17 protein-coding genes and 2 tRNA genes are annotated in these 17,223 nt (G+C 70.3%); 13 read left to right on the forward strand and 6 right to left on the reverse strand.

Annotation, left to right across the window (positions count from 1 at the left end; all coding sequences use genetic code 11):
• The first annotated feature begins 10 nt into the window (after positions 1-10).
• The 7 genes from JNB61_RS16215 to JNB61_RS16245 all read left to right on the forward strand — a co-directional run bounded on the left by JNB61_RS16215 (position 11) and on the right by JNB61_RS16245 (position 7,188).
• Positions 11-253 (forward strand): DUF4244 domain-containing protein, encoded by a 243-nt coding sequence (locus JNB61_RS16215; RefSeq protein WP_220289720.1) that lies wholly within the window; start codon positions 11-13, stop codon positions 251-253.
• On the forward strand, positions 253-585 hold the full coding sequence (locus JNB61_RS16220; RefSeq protein ID WP_220340315.1) for a TadE family type IV pilus minor pilin: 333 nt from the start codon (positions 253-255) through the stop codon (positions 583-585). Before JNB61_RS16215 ends, JNB61_RS16220 begins: the two co-directional genes overlap by 1 nt.
• 58 nt (positions 586-643) lie before the next feature.
• Positions 644-949, forward strand: coding sequence for an Rv3654c family TadE-like protein (locus tag JNB61_RS16225; RefSeq protein ID WP_262927525.1), 306 nt, complete (start codon positions 644-646; stop codon positions 947-949).
• 67 nt (positions 950-1,016) lie between these two features.
• Positions 1,017-3,734 (forward strand): type I DNA topoisomerase, encoded by a 2,718-nt coding sequence (topA, locus tag JNB61_RS16230; RefSeq protein WP_220340317.1) that lies wholly within the window; start codon positions 1,017-1,019, stop codon positions 3,732-3,734.
• Complete coding sequence (gene tmk / locus JNB61_RS16235; RefSeq protein WP_159842650.1) at positions 3,731-4,390, forward strand: dTMP kinase; 660 nt, start codon at positions 3,731-3,733, stop codon at positions 4,388-4,390. Before topA ends, tmk begins: the two co-directional genes overlap by 4 nt.
• 57 nt (positions 4,391-4,447) lie before the next feature.
• On the forward strand, positions 4,448-5,632 hold the full coding sequence (locus JNB61_RS16240) for a DNA polymerase III subunit delta' (RefSeq protein ID WP_220340318.1): 1,185 nt from the start codon (positions 4,448-4,450) through the stop codon (positions 5,630-5,632).
• The gene (locus JNB61_RS16245; RefSeq protein WP_220340320.1) at positions 5,629-7,188 is read left to right on the forward strand and encodes an alpha/beta hydrolase; all 1,560 of its coding nucleotides are present in this window, start codon (positions 5,629-5,631) and stop codon (positions 7,186-7,188) included. The genes JNB61_RS16240 and JNB61_RS16245 overlap by 4 nt, the downstream gene beginning before the upstream one ends.
• Positions 7,189-7,254: 66 nt before the next feature.
• Here JNB61_RS16245 and JNB61_RS16250 read toward each other — a convergent pair whose 3' ends face one another.
• The 3 genes from JNB61_RS16250 to JNB61_RS16260 all read right to left on the reverse strand — a co-directional run bounded on the left by JNB61_RS16250 (position 7,255) and on the right by JNB61_RS16260 (position 9,934).
• Entirely contained in the window at positions 7,255-7,914 is a 660-nt protein-coding gene (locus JNB61_RS16250; protein ID WP_220289706.1) for a methionine ABC transporter permease, read from the reverse strand.
• The gene (locus tag JNB61_RS16255) at positions 7,907-8,944 is read right to left on the reverse strand and encodes a methionine ABC transporter ATP-binding protein (RefSeq protein WP_220289704.1); all 1,038 of its coding nucleotides are present in this window, start codon (positions 8,942-8,944) and stop codon (positions 7,907-7,909) included. The genes JNB61_RS16250 and JNB61_RS16255 overlap by 8 nt, the downstream gene beginning before the upstream one ends.
• Before the next feature lie 87 nt (positions 8,945-9,031).
• Positions 9,032-9,934 (reverse strand): MetQ/NlpA family ABC transporter substrate-binding protein, encoded by a 903-nt coding sequence (locus JNB61_RS16260; protein WP_220340321.1) that lies wholly within the window; start codon positions 9,932-9,934, stop codon positions 9,032-9,034.
• Between the two features lie 257 nt (positions 9,935-10,191).
• Here JNB61_RS16260 and JNB61_RS16265 point away from each other — a divergent pair.
• Together JNB61_RS16265 and JNB61_RS16270 are read left to right on the forward strand one after the other, a co-directional pair.
• Positions 10,192-10,264 (forward strand) — tRNA-Thr (locus tag JNB61_RS16265).
• Positions 10,265-10,322: 58 nt separating this feature from the next.
• On the forward strand, positions 10,323-10,718 hold the full coding sequence (locus JNB61_RS16270) for a hypothetical protein (RefSeq protein ID WP_220340323.1): 396 nt from the start codon (positions 10,323-10,325) through the stop codon (positions 10,716-10,718).
• Positions 10,719-10,745: 27 nt separating this feature from the next.
• Here JNB61_RS16270 and JNB61_RS16275 read toward each other — a convergent pair whose 3' ends face one another.
• Positions 10,746-11,702, reverse strand: a complete 957-nt coding sequence (locus JNB61_RS16275; protein ID WP_220340325.1) for an EamA family transporter — start codon at positions 11,700-11,702, stop codon at positions 10,746-10,748.
• A 94-nt stretch (positions 11,703-11,796) separates the two neighbouring features.
• Between JNB61_RS16275 and JNB61_RS16280 the strand changes: the two genes are divergently transcribed.
• The 4 genes from JNB61_RS16280 (at position 11,797) to JNB61_RS16295 (ending at position 15,603) form a co-directional block, all read left to right on the forward strand.
• Complete coding sequence (locus tag JNB61_RS16280; RefSeq protein ID WP_220340326.1) at positions 11,797-14,178, forward strand: MMPL family transporter; 2,382 nt, start codon at positions 11,797-11,799, stop codon at positions 14,176-14,178.
• Entirely contained in the window at positions 14,175-14,759 is a 585-nt protein-coding gene (locus tag JNB61_RS16285) for an isochorismatase family protein (protein ID WP_220340327.1), read from the forward strand. Before JNB61_RS16280 ends, JNB61_RS16285 begins: the two co-directional genes overlap by 4 nt.
• 89 nt (positions 14,760-14,848) lie before the next feature.
• Positions 14,849-15,298 carry a GNAT family N-acetyltransferase gene (locus JNB61_RS20160; protein ID WP_220340328.1) on the forward strand — a complete coding sequence of 150 codons (450 nt, stop codon included), beginning with the start codon at positions 14,849-14,851 and terminating at the stop codon, positions 15,296-15,298.
• Positions 15,295-15,603, forward strand: coding sequence for a hypothetical protein (locus JNB61_RS16295; RefSeq protein WP_220340329.1), 309 nt, complete (start codon positions 15,295-15,297; stop codon positions 15,601-15,603). The genes JNB61_RS20160 and JNB61_RS16295 overlap by 4 nt, the downstream gene beginning before the upstream one ends.
• A 53-nt stretch (positions 15,604-15,656) precedes the next feature.
• On the opposite strand, the gene JNB61_RS16300 is transcribed toward JNB61_RS16295, so the two are convergent.
• Positions 15,657-15,729: transfer RNA gene (locus tag JNB61_RS16300), tRNA-Lys, on the reverse strand.
• A gap of 48 nt (positions 15,730-15,777) precedes the next feature.
• Positions 15,778-17,193 (reverse strand): serine/threonine-protein kinase, encoded by a 1,416-nt coding sequence (locus JNB61_RS16305; RefSeq protein ID WP_220340330.1) that lies wholly within the window; start codon positions 17,191-17,193, stop codon positions 15,778-15,780.
• Positions 17,194-17,223: the final 30 nt, after the last annotated feature.

Consider the following 17,223-nt stretch of genomic DNA (forward strand, 5'->3'; position numbering starts at 1 on the left):
GGAGAACCCCATGTCCCTGTCCCGAACCGACCGAGTCGTCCCTCCTCTCACGCGCCGCCGAGCCGAACGCCTGTTCGCGCCTCGGGAGGCCGAGCTCACCGGGGGCGATGACACCGGAGCTGCGACGGCCGAGTACGCCATCGCGACGATGGCCGCCGTCGCCTTCGCTGGGCTGCTCGTCGTGATCATGCGGTCCGACGAGGTGCGGACGATCCTCACCGATCTCGTACGACGCGCTCTCACGGTGGCGTGATGCGGCCGCGGCTGGGCGACGACCGCGGTGCGGTCGTCGCCGAGTTCGCGGTCGCCCTCCCCGCTGTCGTCGTCGTGCTGGTTCTCGGCGTGGGAGCACTCGCCGGAGCATCCCGGCAGGTGCGGCTGCAGGATGCTGTGGCGGATGCGGCACGCCTGAGCGCTCGCGGGGAGTCCGACCAGCGCGTGCGCCAGGCCGTCGCCACGACGGTGGGCGAGGCATCCGTCGAGATCACGTCGCGCGGGGATCTGGTGTGCGTGTCGGCATCCGCGCCGGCGCTTTTCGGAGTGCGGATCACGGCCGCCGGGTGCGCGCTGGCGGGCGGGCTGTGAACGCGCGCGGTGGCGCCGTCGCCCGGCCGGCGATCGGGCCGGGCTGATGGCGGGGACGATGGCGGCCGTCGGGATCCTCGCCGCCGCAGCGGTGCTCACGGCTGGGCTCGCCGGCGCCGGCGCTGCTGCCGTCGCGAGCCAGCGACTGGCCTCGGCGGCCGATGCCGGGGCGCTCGCCGCCGCGGACGCGGCATCCGGTGCGGTTCCCGGTGTCCCGTGCGAGCGGGCCGGCGAGGTCGCGGGTGCTTTCGGCACCGTCGTCGAGGCGTGCGAGCTCGACGAGCTGATCGCAACGGTGACCGTGTCGATGCGCCTCGGACCGCTCGCCGCGCGGGCGTCGGCTCGTGCCGGGCCGCCGCCCTGATCCGGTCTCACAGCGCCCGCACCGGGAACTGGCGTGTATGGTTTGCGTCGAAGAAAGGACGCCCCCGTTGGCAGAAGGCAAGAAGCTCGTCATCGTCGAGTCACCGACGAAGATGAAGTCGATCCAGGGGTACCTCGGCGATGGCTACGAGGTGCTCAGCTCGGTCGGGCACATCCGCGACCTGGCGGACAAGCGCGACATCCCGGCCGACAAGAAGCAGGCCTATGGGAAGTACTCGATCGACATCGACAACGGCTTCGACCCCTATTACGTCGAGAGCGAGCGCGGCAAGAAGACCGTCGCCGAGCTCAAGCGCGCGCTGAAGGGGGCGGACGAGCTCCTGCTCGCCACCGATGAAGACCGCGAAGGCGAAGCCATCGCGTGGCACCTGCTGCAGACTCTCAAGCCGAAGGTCCCCGTCAAGCGCATGGTGTTCCACGAGATCACCAAGGACGCGATCCAGGCCGCCGTCGGCAACACGCGCGAACTCGACCTCGCGCTGGTCGACGCGCAGGAGACCCGTCGCATCCTCGACCGCCTCTACGGCTGGGACGTCAGCCCCGTGCTCTGGTACAAGGTGCAGCAGGGCACGTCGGCCGGCCGCGTGCAGTCGGCCGCCACTCGCCTCGTCGTCGACCGCGAGCGCGAGCGCATGGCGTTCGTGTCGGCGTCGTACTGGGACATCGAGGCGCTCGCCGCGCCGAACCGCCCGCAGGGGATGGACGAGTCGTTCTCGACGCGGCTGGCCCGCGTCGACGGCGCGGTGCTCGCCCGCGGCACCGACTTCGACGACCGTGGTGAGCTGAAGAAGGCCGTGCTGGTCCTGGATGAGGCACAGGTGCGCGAGCTCGCCGCCGCGATCGAGGCCGCGGGCGAGGCATCCGTCACCGCCCTCGAGTCCAAGCCGGGAACCCGGAGCCCGAAGCCCCCGTTCACGACCTCGACCCTCCAGCAGGAGGCCGGTCGCAAGCTCTCGATGAGCGCCAAGCACGCCATGGGCGTCGCGCAGCGTCTCTACGAGAAGGGGTACATCACTTATATGCGCACCGATTCGACGGCGCTGTCGACGCAGGCCGTGCAGGCCGCGCGCGAGCAGGCCGTCGCGATGTACGGCGACAAGTCGGTGCCGCCGAACCCCCGCAGCTACCGCAACAACAGCAAGAACGCGCAGGAGGCGCACGAGGCCATCCGCCCGTCGGGCGAGACGTTCCGCACGCCGTCCGAGGTGTCGGGGCAGCTGGACCGCGACGAGCTGCGCCTGTACGACCTCATCTGGAAGCGCACGATGGCGAGCCAGATGTCGGACGCGAAGTACGAGACCACCACCGTGACCCTCGAGGTGTCGGCGGCCGGCCGCCGCGCCGAGTTCACGGCATCCGGGACCGTCTACACCTTCAAGGGCTTCCTCGAGGCCTACGAGGAGGGCCGCGACGAGAAGCGCAGCGACGCCGACAGGACCGACGACCAGTCGCTGCCGGCTATGGCCGTGGGTGACGTGCTGCGCCTGCGCGACGTGGAGCCCAAGGGACACGCGACCAGTCCGAAGCCGCGCTACACCGAGGCGAGCCTCGTCAAGGCGCTCGAGGAGAAGGGCATCGGCCGCCCCTCGACGTTCGCGAGCATCATCGACGTGATCCTCAATCGCGGTTACGTCACCAAGCGCGGCCAGGCGCTCATCCCGAGCTGGCTCGCATTCAGTGTCGTGCGCCTGCTCGAGCAGCACTTCGCCGACCTCGTCGACTACGACTTCACCGCGGCGCTCGAGGACGACCTCGACGCGATCGCCCGCGGCGAGCAGAAGCGGCAGGACTGGCTGCGGGAGTTCTACTTCGGCTCCACCGATCACGTGGGCCTGCGCAACATCGTCGACAACCTGGGCGAGATCGACGCGCGCGCGCTCAACTCCACGCCGATCGGCGACGTCGCGACGCTGCGGTTCGGCAAGTACGGTCCCTACCTCGAAGTGGTCGACAAGGCGAACCCGGATGCCGAGCCACGCCGCGTCAACATCCCTGAGGACCTCGCGCCCGACGAGCTCACCCCGGCTCGTGCGCAGGAGCTCATCGACGCCCCCGTGGCCGGTGACCGGGTGCTGGGCGAGAACCCCGCCAACGGCAAGCTCGTGGTGGTCAAGGACGGACGGTTCGGTCCGTACGTGCAGGAGAACGACCCGCCCGCGGCCGAAGAGGTCGACGAGGAGACCGGCGAGGTCGTCGCCGTCGAGCCGGAGCCCGCTCCGAAGAAGCGCGGCGCGAAGAAGGAAGCCGCGCCGAAGCCGCGTACGGCATCGCTCTTCAAGTCGATGTCGGTCGACACGATCGACCTCGACACCGCGCTCAAGCTGCTCGACCTGCCCCGCACGGTCGGCATCGACCCCGAGACGCAGGCCCCGATCACCGCGCAGAACGGGCGGTACGGCCCCTACCTGAAGAAGGGCACCGATTCCCGCACGCTGCAGAACGAGCAGCAGATCTTCGACATCACGCTCGAGGAGGCGCTGGCCGTCTACGCGCAGCCGAAGTACGGGGCCCGGGGTGCGAGCTCCGCGCTGAAGGAGTTCGAGGCCGATCCCACGAGCGGCAAGCCCATCAAGCTCAAGGACGGCCGCTTCGGCCCGTACGTCACCGACGGCGAGACCAACGCGACGATCCCGCGCGGCGAGGACGCGATGGAGGTCACGTTCGAGCGCGCGGTGCAGCTGCTGGCCGACAAGCGCGCGAAGGGCCCGGCCAAGCGCCCGGCCCGCCGCACGACGACGACGCGCAAGCCCGCGGCGAAGAAGTGACGGCCACAGGCGACACCGCACCGGTCCCTGAGCCCGTCGACGGGCTGTTCGTCACGTTCGAGGGGGGCGACGGCGTCGGCAAGACGACGCAGGCGGCACTTCTCGAGGCATGGCTGAGGGATGCCGGGAGAACCGTCGTGCGCACGCGCGAGCCCGGCGGCACCGAGGTCGGCGTGCTCATCCGCGACATCGTCCTCCACCACCGTGGCGAGGTCGCTCCGCGCGCCGAGGCCCTGCTGTACGCGGCCGACCGGGCGCATCACGTCGAGACGCTGGTGCGTCCCGCGCTCGCGCGCGGCGAGGTCGTGATCCAGGACCGCTATCTCGACTCGTCCGTCGCCTACCAGGGCGCCGGGCGCGTCCTCGGCCGCGATGAGGTGCGTGAGCTCTCCCTGTGGGCGACCGGCGGGCTCCTCCCCGACGTCACGGTGCTCCTCGACCTCGACCCCGCATCGGCGCGCGCGCGCCTCGAGGCCGACGAGAAGCCGTTCGACCGCCTCGAGGCCGAGAAGGAGCACTTCCACGCCCGGGTACGGGAGGAGTTCCTGGCGCTCGCCGCCGCTGAGCCGGAGCGCTTCCTCGTGCTGGACGCCGCCCTGCCGCCCGACGCGCTCGCCGCCGCCGTGCGGGCGCGTGTGGAGCCGCTGCTCGCATGAGGCGAACGCTCGGCCCACGCACAGCCGGTGTCCGGCGCCCCGGTTAGGCTGGTCCGCATGGAGCCGGTCGCCGCTGTCGCTGGGGCGTCTCCCGCGGCGGACGACCAGGAGTTGCCCTGGGGCGACGTGTGGGGGCAGCCCGCTGCCGTCGCGGCGCTCAGGGAGGCGGCATCCGATCCCGCCTCGATGACGCACGCGTGGCTCATCACGGGCCCTCCCGGCTCCGGCCGGTCCACGCTCGCCCACGCCTTCGCGGCGGCGCTCATCGCGGAGCCCGGCGACGAGCGAACGATGCACCAGGTGCTCGCCGGCACCCATCCCGACCTCACGGCTCTGCGCACCGAGGGTGTGATCATCTCCATCAAAGACGCCCGTGCCCTCGTCGAGCGGTCGTACTTCGCGCCGTCGCTCGGACGCTATCGCGTGATCGTGATGGAAGACGCCGACCGCATGGCCGAGCGCACGTCGAACGTGCTGCTGAAGGCGCTCGAAGAGCCGCCCGACCGCACCGTGTGGGTGCTGTGCGCACCGAGCGACGCCGACCTCCTGCCGACGATCCGCTCCCGCGTGCGCACGCTGCGCCTGCGCGAGCCCGACGTGGCCGACGTGGCCGATCTCATCGTGCGGCGCAGCGGGGTCGACCCCTCGATCGCCGAGCAGTCGGCCCGCCACGCCCAGCGCCACATCGGCATGGCGCAGAGACTCGCGACGGATGCTGCGGCCCGCGCGCGACGCGACGCCACACTGCGCGGCGTGCTCGCGGTGCGTGGGGTGGGGGACGCCGTGGAGGTCGCCGGCGCGATCGTCGCCGCCGCCACCGACGACGCGAAGGCGCTGACGGCGGAGCGTGACGAAGCGGAGCGCGCCGGTCTCCTGCGCACGCTCGGCATCGCCGAGGGAGGCGCGATCCCGCCCGCCGTGCGCTCCCAGCTGTCGGCCCTCGAGGACGAGCAGAAGCGCCGCGCGACGCGCAGTCTGCGCGACGGCATCGATCGCGTCCTCACCGACCTCGAGTCGATGTTCCGCGACGTGCTGCTGCTGCAGTTCGGGCGCGAAACCGACCTCATCAACCGCGAGCTCGAGCCCGACCTGCGCGCCCTCGCCACGGCGTGGACGCCCGAGCGCACGCTGACGGTCGTCGACCGCATCGGCGTCACCCGCGAGAACCTCGAACTGAACGCCGCGCCGGCTCTGGCGCTCGAGAGCATGCTCGTCACCGTCGCGAGCGGAAGGATCCCGTGAACCCGACCCGCCCCCGCCGATTCCGTCGCGCGGCAGCCGTCGTCGCCGGCCTCGTCGCCGCATCCGTCGTCCTCAGCGGCTGCCTGTCGGCGATGATCCCCGACGCGTCGCCCCGGCCCTCCTCGAGCAAGGCGGCCGATACCGAGGGCGTCGCCGAGAACCTGCTCCCGTACTACGAGCAGACGCTCGAGTGGTCGAACTGCAACGAGAGCTTCGACTGCACGACGGTGACCGCGCCTCTGGACTGGGCCGACCCGGCGAAGGGCGACATCGAGCTGTCGGTCATCCGCAGCCGCGCCGAAGGCACCGCCGACCCCATCGGGTCCCTTCTGACCAACCCCGGCGGCCCGGGCGCGAGCGGAGTGGCGTTGATCCGCGATTCGGTCGCGTTCGCCGTGAGCGACCCGGTGCGTCAGCAGTTCGACGTCATCGGGTTCGATCCGCGCGGTGTGGGCGAGTCGACGTCGGTGACCTGCTACGACGCGGCCGACATGGACTCCTACCTCTACGACATCCCGGAGAATGCCCGGGGAACGGAGGCGTGGACCGATGAGCTCCTCGAACGCCACAGGGCTTTCGGCGAGGCGTGCGACGCGAACAGCGACGGCATCCTGCCCTACATCACGACCGAGAACGCCGCCCGCGACATGGACCTGCTGCGCGCGGTGCTGGGCGACCCCGAGCTGAACTACCTCGGCTACTCGTACGGCACGTTCCTGGGTGCGACCTACGCGAAGCTGTTCCCCGAGAAGGTCGGACGCCTCGTGCTCGACGGTGCGATCGACCCGTCGATCTCGGGCCTGGATGTCGGCATCACGCAGGGAGTGGGCTTCGAATCGGCGCTGCGCGCGTACATGGCCGACTGCCTGACGGACGACGAGTGCCCGTTCCGCGGCACGGTCGACGAGGCGATGGCCGACTTGGGCGCCCTTCTGGCCAGCGTCGACCGTGACCCCATCCCGGACGCCGACGGGCGCATGCTCGGCGCGGACTCCCTGATGACCGCGATCGTCGCTGCCCTCTACTCGCAGGACAGCTGGAGCTATCTGACGATGGCGCTCGACGATGTCCTGCAGGGCAACGCCGAGATCGCGTTCCAGCTCGCCGACTTCTACAACAACCGTCAGGACGGCACGTACCTCGACAACCAGACCGAGGCGTTCCGCGCCTACAACTGCATGGACTATCCGGTCGACGCCACCGAGCAGCAGCAGGCCGACGCGACGGCCCTCCTCGAGGCCGAGGCGCCGACCGTGGCCCCGTACTGGCAGGGGCCCGACCCCTGCGAGGTCTGGCCCTACCCTGCCACCGGCGTGCGCGAGCGCATCACCGCCGATGGTGCAGCGCCCATCGTCGTCGTGGGAACCACGAACGACCCCGCCACCCCGTACGAGTGGTCGGTGTCGCTCGCCGAGCAGCTCTCATCCGGAGTCCTGGTGACGCGGGTCGGCGAGGGGCACACCGGCTACAACAAGGGGAATTCTTGCGTCGACTCCGCCATCGAGACCTACCTGCTCGAGGGCACGCCTCCGCAGGACGGCCTGCGGTGCGAGTGACCCGCCATACATGAGGCGAGCGGATGCCCCGACCCGGGGCATCCGCTCGCCTTCTTGCCGCAGGGCTCAGCGGCGCAGCACGCGGCGCGCGAGCGCGTTGCCCAGGAACTGCACCAGCTGCACGATGACGATGATGACCAGCACCGCGGCCCAGGTGACGGCGGGGTTGAACTGCTTGAAGCCGTAGACGATCGCGAACTCGCCGAGGCCGCCCGCCGCGACGGCACCCGCGATCGCGGTCATGTCGACGAGCGCGACGACGATGAACGTGTAGCCGAGGATGAGCGGGCCGAGCGCCTCGCGGGGGAGCAGGCGCAGGAGGATGCGCGAACGGCTCGCACCGGTGGCCCGGGCAGCCTCGATCACCCCCGGCCGGACGGTCAGAAGGTTCTGCTCGACGATGCGGCTGATCGCGAAGAGCGACGCGATGGTGATCGCGAAGATGCCGAACTCGGGGCCGATGCCGGGGATGCCGAGGCTGCGCGCGATGGGCTGAACGGCGGCGAGCAGGATCACGAAGGGGATCGGCCGGAAGAAGTTCACGATGACGTTGATGGTCCCGAAGAGGAACCGGTTCGGGAACAGGCTCCCGGGCCGGGTGGCGTAGAGCGCGAGCCCGACGAAGAGCCCCGCGATGCCGCCGAAGACGAGGCTCAGGGACACCACGTACAGCGTCTCGGCTGTGGCGGCCCAGAGCTCGGGGAGCAGGTCGACGAGCCTATCCACGGGCGTCCTCCTCGATGAGCGGTGCGAACGCCGAGGCCGCGTCGACAGCCCGCTGCACGGCATCCGCCTCTCCGGTCAGTGCCAGGGTGAGATGCCCGAAGACGCGGCCGCCGATGTCGTTGATGCCGCCATGCACGAGCTCGAAGCGCACGCCGCGGGACGAGAGCGCCGCGAAGACGTCGGCCTGCGTGACATCGCCGTCGCGGATGGTGAACGTCACGATGCGCCCGGGGTGGCGCTCGCGCAGGATGCGCAGCTGGTCGCCCACGGGGACGTCCTCGATGATGCTCGCGACGAAACGGCGCGTTGCGGCGTGCTGCGGCGCCGACAGGACGTCGAAGACGGCGCCGCTCTCGATGATGCGGCCGTTCTCCATCACGATGACGCGGTCGGCGAGGGTGCGGATCACGTCCATCTCGTGCGTGATGACGAGGATGGTGACCCCGAGCTCCTCGTTGATGCGCTTGAGCAGCGCGAGCACCTCCTGCGTCGTGTCGGGGTCGAGGGCGCTCGTCGCCTCGTCGGCGAGGAGGATGCGCGGGTTCGTCGCCAGCGCACGGGCGATGCCGACACGCTGCTTCTGCCCGCCCGACAGCTGCTCGGGGTAGCTCTTCGCCTTGTCGGCGAGACCGACGAACCTCAGCAGCTCTTCGACCCGCGCGCTGATCTCGGCACGCGGACGCCGCGCCACCTCGAGCGGGTACGCGATGTTCTTCGCGACCGTGCGGGAGTCGAAGAGATTGAACTGCTGGAAGATCATGCCGATGTCGCCGCGCAGCTCGCGCAGCTCGCGCTCGCGCAGGTGCGTGATGTCGCGGCCGTCGATCTCGACGGTGCCGGCGGTCGGCGTCTCGAGCGCGTTCACCAGGCGCAGCACGGTGCTCTTGCCGGCGCCGGAGTAGCCGATGATGCCGCACACCTCGCCTGCGGCGACGTCGAGCGACACGTCGTCGACGGCGGCGACGGGGGCGGCGTCCTTGGTGGGCGGAGGGAAGGTCTTGGTCACGCCGGTCAGGCGGATGAGGGTCATGGGTGCTCCTCGGCGGAACGCGCGTGTGCGGCCCGGGCGCAGACGCGCCGACGGGCCGCACAGACGGGTGCCGCGGTGTGGCGGGTCTTACGAGTTGGCGCGGATGTCGTCTTCGACGTCGATGAGCGATGCGACGAGCTCGTCCACGGGGGTCTTCACGAGCACCGCGGTGCCGCCCGACGCCTCGACGACGCCATCGAGCACGTCCTGCGTGTCCTGGTAGATCTTGACGAGCTTGAGGTACGTCGGGTTATCGGCGTCCTCGGCCTTCGCCGCGAAGATGTTGATGTACGGGAAGGCGCTCGGGTCGCTCGGGTCGTCTGTGGCGATCGCATCCTCGGCGGTGAGGTTCGCGTCTGCGAGGAAGTCGTTGTTCACGATCGCCGCCGCCACGTCGGGAAGCGACGTCGCGGTGAAGGCGGCGTCGAGCGCCTCGACCTTGACCTTCGACTCGGGCAGCACGTCGGCCACGGTCGAGAAGACCGAGCCGCCGTCCTTCAGCTCGATGAGGCCGGCCGACTGCAGCACGAGGAGGCCGCGCGCCTGGTTCGACTCGTCGTTGGGAACGGCGACCGTGGAGCCCTCGGGGATGTCGTCGGTCGACTCGTACTGCGACGAGTACAGACCGAGCGGGTAGATCGCCGTGGCGCCGATCGGCTGGAGGTCGTCGTCGCTCTGCACGTTGTAGGTCGCGAGGTAGATGATGTGCTGGAACTGGTTGAGGTCCAGCTCGCCCGCCGAGAGCGCGGGGTTGGGCTGCGTGTACTCGCTGAAGTTGACGAGCTCGACCTCGATGCCCTCGTCCGCGGCGGCCTCCTTGTACGTCTCCCAGTACGGGTCGCCGGAGTCGACGACGCCGATGCGGACGACCTCGTTCTCATCGGAGCCGCCGGCGGCGGCATCCGTTCCGGTCCCGGCGCAGCCGGCGAGGAGGAGGGCGAGGGGAAGCGCGAGCGCTGCTGCTGTGGTGAGCTTCTTGGACGTGGACATGTGAGTGCTCCTGTGGATCGAGGCCCGTCTCGGGCTTGTGACCGCGCGCACGATCCACGGACCGCGCACGCTTCGTCGCGGACCGGCTTCGAACCTACGTGGGCGCGATGCGCGATCTCGAACGGGGCGTAACACGTCGACACCCAGTTCGCCCTGGAACGCGATCGAGTCCGGAATGGATGCCTCGGCCGCCGTGGTTCGCGAGCACCGTCCTGACCCTGTAAGATCGTTGCTTGTGCGTCGCGCAAGCGAGGCCCGCCACCTTAGCTCAGTCGGCAGAGCGAATCACTCGTAATGATTAGGTCAAGGGTTCGATTCCCTTAGGTGGCTCAGAACCGGAACGGCCGCGGACAGCGGCCGTTTTCCGTATCCGAAGGACGGTGATGCGGTGTCTCAGGCGATCGACGTCCTCGCCGAGATCTTCTCGTGGATCGGGTTCGGCGTGGGTGCTCTGCTCGCGGGCGTCGCGCTCATCATGTACCTCTTCGACGGCACCTGGCTGCCGGTGCGAGCGGTCGTAGAGAACGGCCCCGACGGCCGGCTCGTCCGATGGTTCGACGAGGAGGGCGGCGTCGGCGAGGCGCACCTCACGCACGAGCAGGATCACCACATCGGCGACGCCGACATGGCCGACATCTTCGTGCGCCGCGGATCGCGGAACCGGATGCGGCTGACCCAGGGCTCTCCCGCCGTGCGCGCGGTCGCGCGCCTCGCGATCGGGATGCTCGCGCTCGGCGTGGTGGCGCTCGTCACGTCGCTCGTGATGCTCTTCGTGCGCGGCTGACGCCCGCTCGACAGGCCCGCTGGACCGCTACGCGACGGCCAGCATCCCGCCCGCGATGAGAGCGAGGCCGAGCCCCACCCACTGCACGGCGGCAACCCGCTCGCGCAGCACGATCGCCGCCAGCAGGATGGTGCCGGCGGGGTAGAGCGCAGTGAGCGCCGACACCACCGCGAGGTCGCCCGTGCGCAGCGCGAACAGCGCCAGAGCGTTGGCGGCGGCATCCGCGAGCCCGCACGCGATCGCCAGCCACCATGCCTCACGCGTGGTCGCGATGACGCGCCCGACCCCCGTGGTCGCGTGCTCCAGGTCGGCGTGCCCGCTGGGCGTCGCGCCGAGCGGGGGCCCTGCGATGGCGAACACCGAGCGTGCACGCTCGCCGCGGCGACCCGCGGCCAGGGCGAGCGCACCGACGATCGCGCACGTCACCACCCCGCTCGTCGCGCGGCTCGTCACCAGCGGCACCAGACCGCTGTCATCGGAGGTGCGATCGAGGACGACGAGGAACGCGCCGATCGCGAGGCCCGCCCCGACCGCCATTGTGAGGCCCCGGGCGCTCGGCCGGACGATCTTCTCACCGGGGATGAAACCCACCAGCACGACCGCGACGAGCGCCACGCCGAGTCCGGCGTACCCGATCGGTGCGAGCGCATCGCCATTCACGAGCAGCCCCCACAGCATCGGCCCGACGGCGGAGACCACGGCGGTCAGCGGCGACAGGATGCTCATCGGGCCGATCGCGAGGCAGGCGTACAAGAGCGCGATCGCCACCACGCTGAATACGCCTGCGAGCACGCCCCACGCCACGTCGGACGCGGACCACACGCCGCCGAACGGCGGCTGGGCGATGAGCAGCGCAGCGAGTCCCGAAAGTGCGGCGACCGCCGTCACGACGATGGATCGCAGCCGACGGGCGGCGAGTCCGCCCAGGAAGTCCGCGGAGCCGTACACGATGGCACCCACGAGGGCGATGGCGGCGGAGAGCATCGCGACCCAGCATAGGAGCGCGCCGGACCGAACCGCTCCGACGGCCTCGTGTCAAGTGTCAACCGGAAGGAATTTCGCTAGATAAGCTAGCGATATGACCTCGCCTCACCACGCGAACCGGCGCCCCTCGGGGTGGCTGCGGATCGGCATCCCCGCCCTCCTCGTCCTCATCTGGCTGGCCGCGGGATCCATCGGCGGTCCCTACTTCGGCAAGGTCGACGAGGTGTCGAGCAATGACCGCTCGTCGTTCCTGCCCGAGAGTGCCGACGCGACACAGGTCAACGAGCGCCTCGCGGACTTCCTCGGCGGCGACAGCATCCCCGCGGTCGTCGTCGTCACGGGGGACGGCGAACTCACCGACGACGACATCGCCGACGTGCAGACGCTGGCCGACGACATCGCCGAGGTCGAGGGCGTACAGGAGGACGTGTCGCCGCCCATCCCCTCGGACGACGGCGAGGCCGTGCAGATCTTCGTGCCGATCGACGCCTCGGGCGAGGTGGGGCCGATCGTCGACGAGATCCGCTCTCTCGTCGCCGAAGACCTGCCATCCGGGCTCGAGGGCTGGGTCACCGGCCCCGCCGGGTTCACCGCCGACCTCGTCGAGGGCTTCCTCGGGATCGACGGGCTCCTCCTGGGCGTGGCGTTGCTCGCGGTCTTCCTGATCCTCGTGATCGTCTACCGCTCGCCGCTGCTACCGGTCCTCGTGCTGCTGACGTCGATGTTCGCGCTGTGCGCAGCCCTCCTTGCCGTGTGGTGGCTGGCGTACGCCGGCATCGTGGTGCTCAACGGGCAGGTGCAGGGAATCCTGTTCATCCTCGTGATCGGCGCGGCCACCGACTACGCGCTGCTGTACGTCGCGCGGTTCCGCGAATCCATCGCGACCGGGATATCGAGATGGGATGCTGCGCTCTCGGCGTGGCGCGGAGCCTTCGAGCCGATCCTGGCCTCGGGCGGCACGGTGATCGCGGGCTTGCTCTGCCTGCTGCTCTCCGACCTCGCCACCAACCGCGCCCTCGGCCCGATCGCCTCGATCGGGATCGTCTTCTCGATGCTGTCGGCGCTGACGTTCCTGCCGGCGCTTCTCGCGTTGTGCGGGCGCGCGGCGTTCTGGCCCTTCATTCCGAAGGAGCCGATCGCGATGATCCCCGACGACCTCACCCAGCCGGTCAAGGGCTTCTGGCCGCGCCAGGCGCGGTTCGTCGCCCGCCACGCCCGCATCGTGTGGATCGCGTGCACCATCGTGCTGCTCGCCGGTGCTGTGGGCATCACGCAGCTGAAAGCCGACGGCGTGCCCACGAGCGACCTCGTGCTCGGATCATCCGAGGCCCGCGACGGCCAGGAAGTGCTCGCCGAGCACTTCCCGGCGGGTTCCGGCTCGCCGGTGTACGTGATCGTGCCCGAGCAAGACCTCGCCGACACGGTCGCCGTGCTCGATGAGTCGGACGGCATCGAGTCGGTCTCGGTCGCCTCCGAGGACTCGCCCACGGGTCAGACGCAGGTGGTCATCGAGAACGGGGAGCCGGTGTTCACCGTGGTCGGCCCGCCGGGCACGCCGGCACCGGAGCCGACGGTCTCGGACGGCGACGTGCTGGTGATCGGGACCCTGACGGATGCTGCCGACTCCGTCGCCGCCGAAGACACGGTGCGAGAGCTCCGTGCCGAACTGGACGAGACGCTGGGCGCGGGGACGGCGATCGTCGGCGGCGAGACCGCGACCGACATCGACACGAATGACACGTCGACGCGCGACCGTACGGTGATCATCCCGGTCATCCTCGTGGTGATCCTCGTCATCCTGATGCTGCTGCTGCGCTCGCTGCTGGCCCCGGTGCTGCTCATCGGCACCGTGATCCTGTCGTTCGCGACGGCGCTCGGCGTGAGCGCGCTCGTCTTCAACGAGGTGTTCGGCTTCCCGGGGGCCGACCCCGCGGTGCCGCTCTACGGCTTCGTGTTCCTCGTCGCGCTCGGCGTCGACTACAACATCTTCCTGATGTCGCGTGTGCGCGAGGAGTCGCTCGTCCACGGCACGAGACCCGGCATCCTCCGCGGCCTCGTCGCCACCGGCGGGGTGATCACGTCGGCAGGGCTCGTGCTCGCCGCCACCTTCGCGGCGCTCGGCGTCATCCCGATCCTCTTCCTGGTGCAGATCGCGTTCATCGTCGCCTTCGGTGTGCTGCTCGACACGTTCATCGTGCGGTCGCTCCTGGTTCCGGCGCTCTCGTACGATATCGGCAAGGCGATCTGGTGGCCCTCGAAGCTGTGGCGGCGTGATGCCGGCGCTGCGCCGAACAGCAACTCCGCTTCGAACGCGCGGGCACGGCCCGACACGCCCGCTGCCGCGGCACCCGCGGCGCAATCGGGCGGAGCTGCGGCTCACGACGAGCCGCTCCCGGTGGACATCGACCCCGAGCTCGTGGCCGGCGACGGGCACCCCCTCACCCGCGAGGAGTACAGGCGTACGCTCGAACCATGAGCAAGGCACTGTTCATCGTCGACGTCCAGAACGACTTCACCGAGGGAGGTGCGCTCGCCGTTGAGGGCGGGGACGCCGTCGCGCAGCGCATCTCGGAGTTCCTCGTCACGCACGCCGAGGAGTACGCCCTGATCGTCGCCTCGCGCGACTGGCACCACGCCGAAGGCGACAACGGCGGGCACTTCCACCCGGAGCCCGACTTCGTCGACACGTGGCCGGTCCACTGCGTCAGTGGCACCGAGGGCGCCGAGTACGACCCCGGCCTCGACACGACGGCGGTGACCCACCACGTCAAGAAGGGGCAGGGAAGACCCGCGTACTCGCTGTTCGAAGGCACCACCGATGACGGCGTCACCGTCGCGCACCTCCTCGAGGAGCACGGCGTGGTCGACGTCGACATCGCCGGCATCGCCACCGACTACTGCGTGCGCGCGTCGGCCCTCGACGCCATCGAGCATGGACGGCACGTCCGCGTCCTCACCGATCTCGTGGCCGGGGTCGCGGCTGAATCCAGCGACGCGGCGCTCGCCGAGCTCGCGCACGCGGGCGCCGAACTCGCACCCTCGGGACTCGGTGACTGACGACGCCGCGCTGCCTACCGCCGAGGGAGTCGGTGCGGCGCTCGTGGCGCAGCATCCGTCGACGAACGCCGACCGCTACTGTCGGGGTCGTGACCGAGATCCGTCCCCTCACCTCCACCGACCGCGAGGCCTGGCTTCCGCTCTGGCACGGCTATATCGAGTTCTACGAGTCCGAGGTGTCGGACGAGCAGACCGCACTGACGTGGAACCGCCTCCTCGACCCGCAGTTCCCGATTCACGGGGCGATCGCCACGGGTGACGGCGGCCGCGCCATCGGGTTCGTGCACTGGCTCACGCACGCCGCCACGTGGTCGGCGACGCCCTACGTCTACCTTGAGGACCTCTTCGTCACACCCGACACCCGCGGCACCGGCGCGGGGCGTGCACTCATCGCCCACGTGACCCAATGGGCGCGCGAGCACGACGCGGCCAAGGTGTACTGGCTCACACAGGAGACCAACGCCACCGCGCGGTCGCTCTACGACCGCGTCGCGACCCGCACCGGGTTCGTGCACTACGAGATCGGGCCCATGCCATGAGCGAGACCCCCGCCGCACCGACCGGGGGTCGCGTCGTCGACATCACCGTCACCGTGGCGCTGATCCTGATCTCGCTGGGCACCGCGGTGTGCTTCTTCTTCGCCGCGCTGCTGTGGGCGATGGGCGCCGTCGACAACGGCGGGGCGGTCGCCCTCGGGGGCTACGCCCCGCTCGCCCTCACGGTGCTCGGCGCGTTCGCCGGGATCGTGGCGCTCGCTCGTCGGCGCACCGCGTTCTGGTACCCGCTCGGTGCCCTCGTGCTCAGCGTCGTCGTCTGGTTCATCGCGGGGGCGGTCGTCCGCTGACCCCGCGCGGAACGCGCGCGCTGTCTTTCGCGAACGTTGCGTCACCTGTCGAGTGGGCCCCGTGGGGCTCGAACCCACGACCCGCGGATTAAAAGTCCGATGCTCTACCGACTGAGCTAGAGGCCCTCGCAGTCCAGCCTACTGTCCGTTCGACCTCTCGCCCGCCTCCGAGGATCAGCGCTTGCCGTTGCCTTTGCCGCTGTTGCTTCCGGGCCCGTTGCCGTTGCCGTTGTTGTTGCCGGGACCGCTGTTGTCGCTCCCGCCCGAGCCGGTCTCGGCCGGCGGCACGTCCTCCGCCGGGGCCTGCTCATCGGGCACAGTCGCCGGTACCTCCTCCGCCGGTGCTTCCTCGGCTGGTGCGGGCGAATCCTGCTCCTCCACCACGGGTGACGTGGGTGCCGGCTCCGGCTCAGCCGACCAGACGTTCGACAGCCACAGGGTACCGAGAGCGAGCAGCACGGCGAGGAACGCCGCAGCGACGATCCCGATGATCAGCGCACGACGGGACGGGCGAACCTGCTCGTCCGGTTCCGACGGCACAAGGGATTCAGCGGTGTCAGTGACGGACGCGGCGGCTGCCATGCGGGCGTCGCGGCGGAGGGGTCCGCGCTCACCCGCGGGTGCCGGCGTCGGCAGGGCCGGCGAGAAGACCTGGGTAGGTGCGGTGACAGGCGTCGCGGCCGGAGTCGCGACCGGCGCGGTCGAGGGGTCGGCCTTCTCGCGGGCGATGGTGTTCTCCATCGCCGCCAGGCGCGACGCAGCGGTCACGACCTCGAGCGCGGTGGGACGGTCGTCGGGGCGGATCGCCGTCATCCCGCGCAGCAGCCCCTGCCACGACGGGTGGAGGGACTCCGGGATCTTGGGCGCCGCCGAAAGCCGCGCCATGACGGTGCCGATGCCCTCAGCCTCCCCGAACGGGCGTTCGCCGGTGAGCGCCTCGATCAGGAGGAGCCCGAAGGCATAGATGTCGGCCGGCGGTGCCGGGGCGACGCCGCGCGCCTGCTCCGGTGCGACGTACGCCATGGTCCCGACGATGACCCCGGGAGTCGTCACGCGGGCGCGGGCCGAGTCCATCAGATAGGCGATGCCGAAGTCGGCCAGCTTCGCGCGCCACTCCCAGCCGGGCCGGGGTGACGCCCACAGCAGGACGTTCGAAGGCTTGATGTCACGATGCACGACCCCGTGGTCGTGTGCGACGTGCAGTCCTTCCGCGATGTCGATCGCGATCGAGGCGACCACCCGGGGGTCGACCGGTCCCCGCGCGATCAGGTCCCGCAAGGTGATGCCGTCGACGTGCTCCATCACCAGGTAGCTGACCTCGTCCGAGCCGACGCGGGCGTCGAACACGGTGACGAGCGAGTGATGGCTGAGAGAAGCGAGGAGGGTCGTCTCCGACAGTGCGCGCTCGACGGAGCCGATGCCGTCCGTGGGCTCACGGAACACCTTCACGGCGACCGAGCGCTGGAGGTGGGTGTCGTCGGCGCGGTACACGCGTGCCATGCCGCCTTCGCCGATGCGTTCGCGCAGCAGGTAGCGCTCATCGAGGAGCTCGCCGGTGGAGAGCTCTCCGGACGCGAGCAGGTCAGTCACATGTCCTCCCACCCGATGCCCGCACCCCTC

The organism is Microbacterium ureisolvens (assembly GCF_019511645.1).
In the GTDB taxonomy this organism is placed as follows: domain Bacteria; phylum Actinomycetota; class Actinomycetes; order Actinomycetales; family Microbacteriaceae; genus Microbacterium; species Microbacterium ureisolvens_A.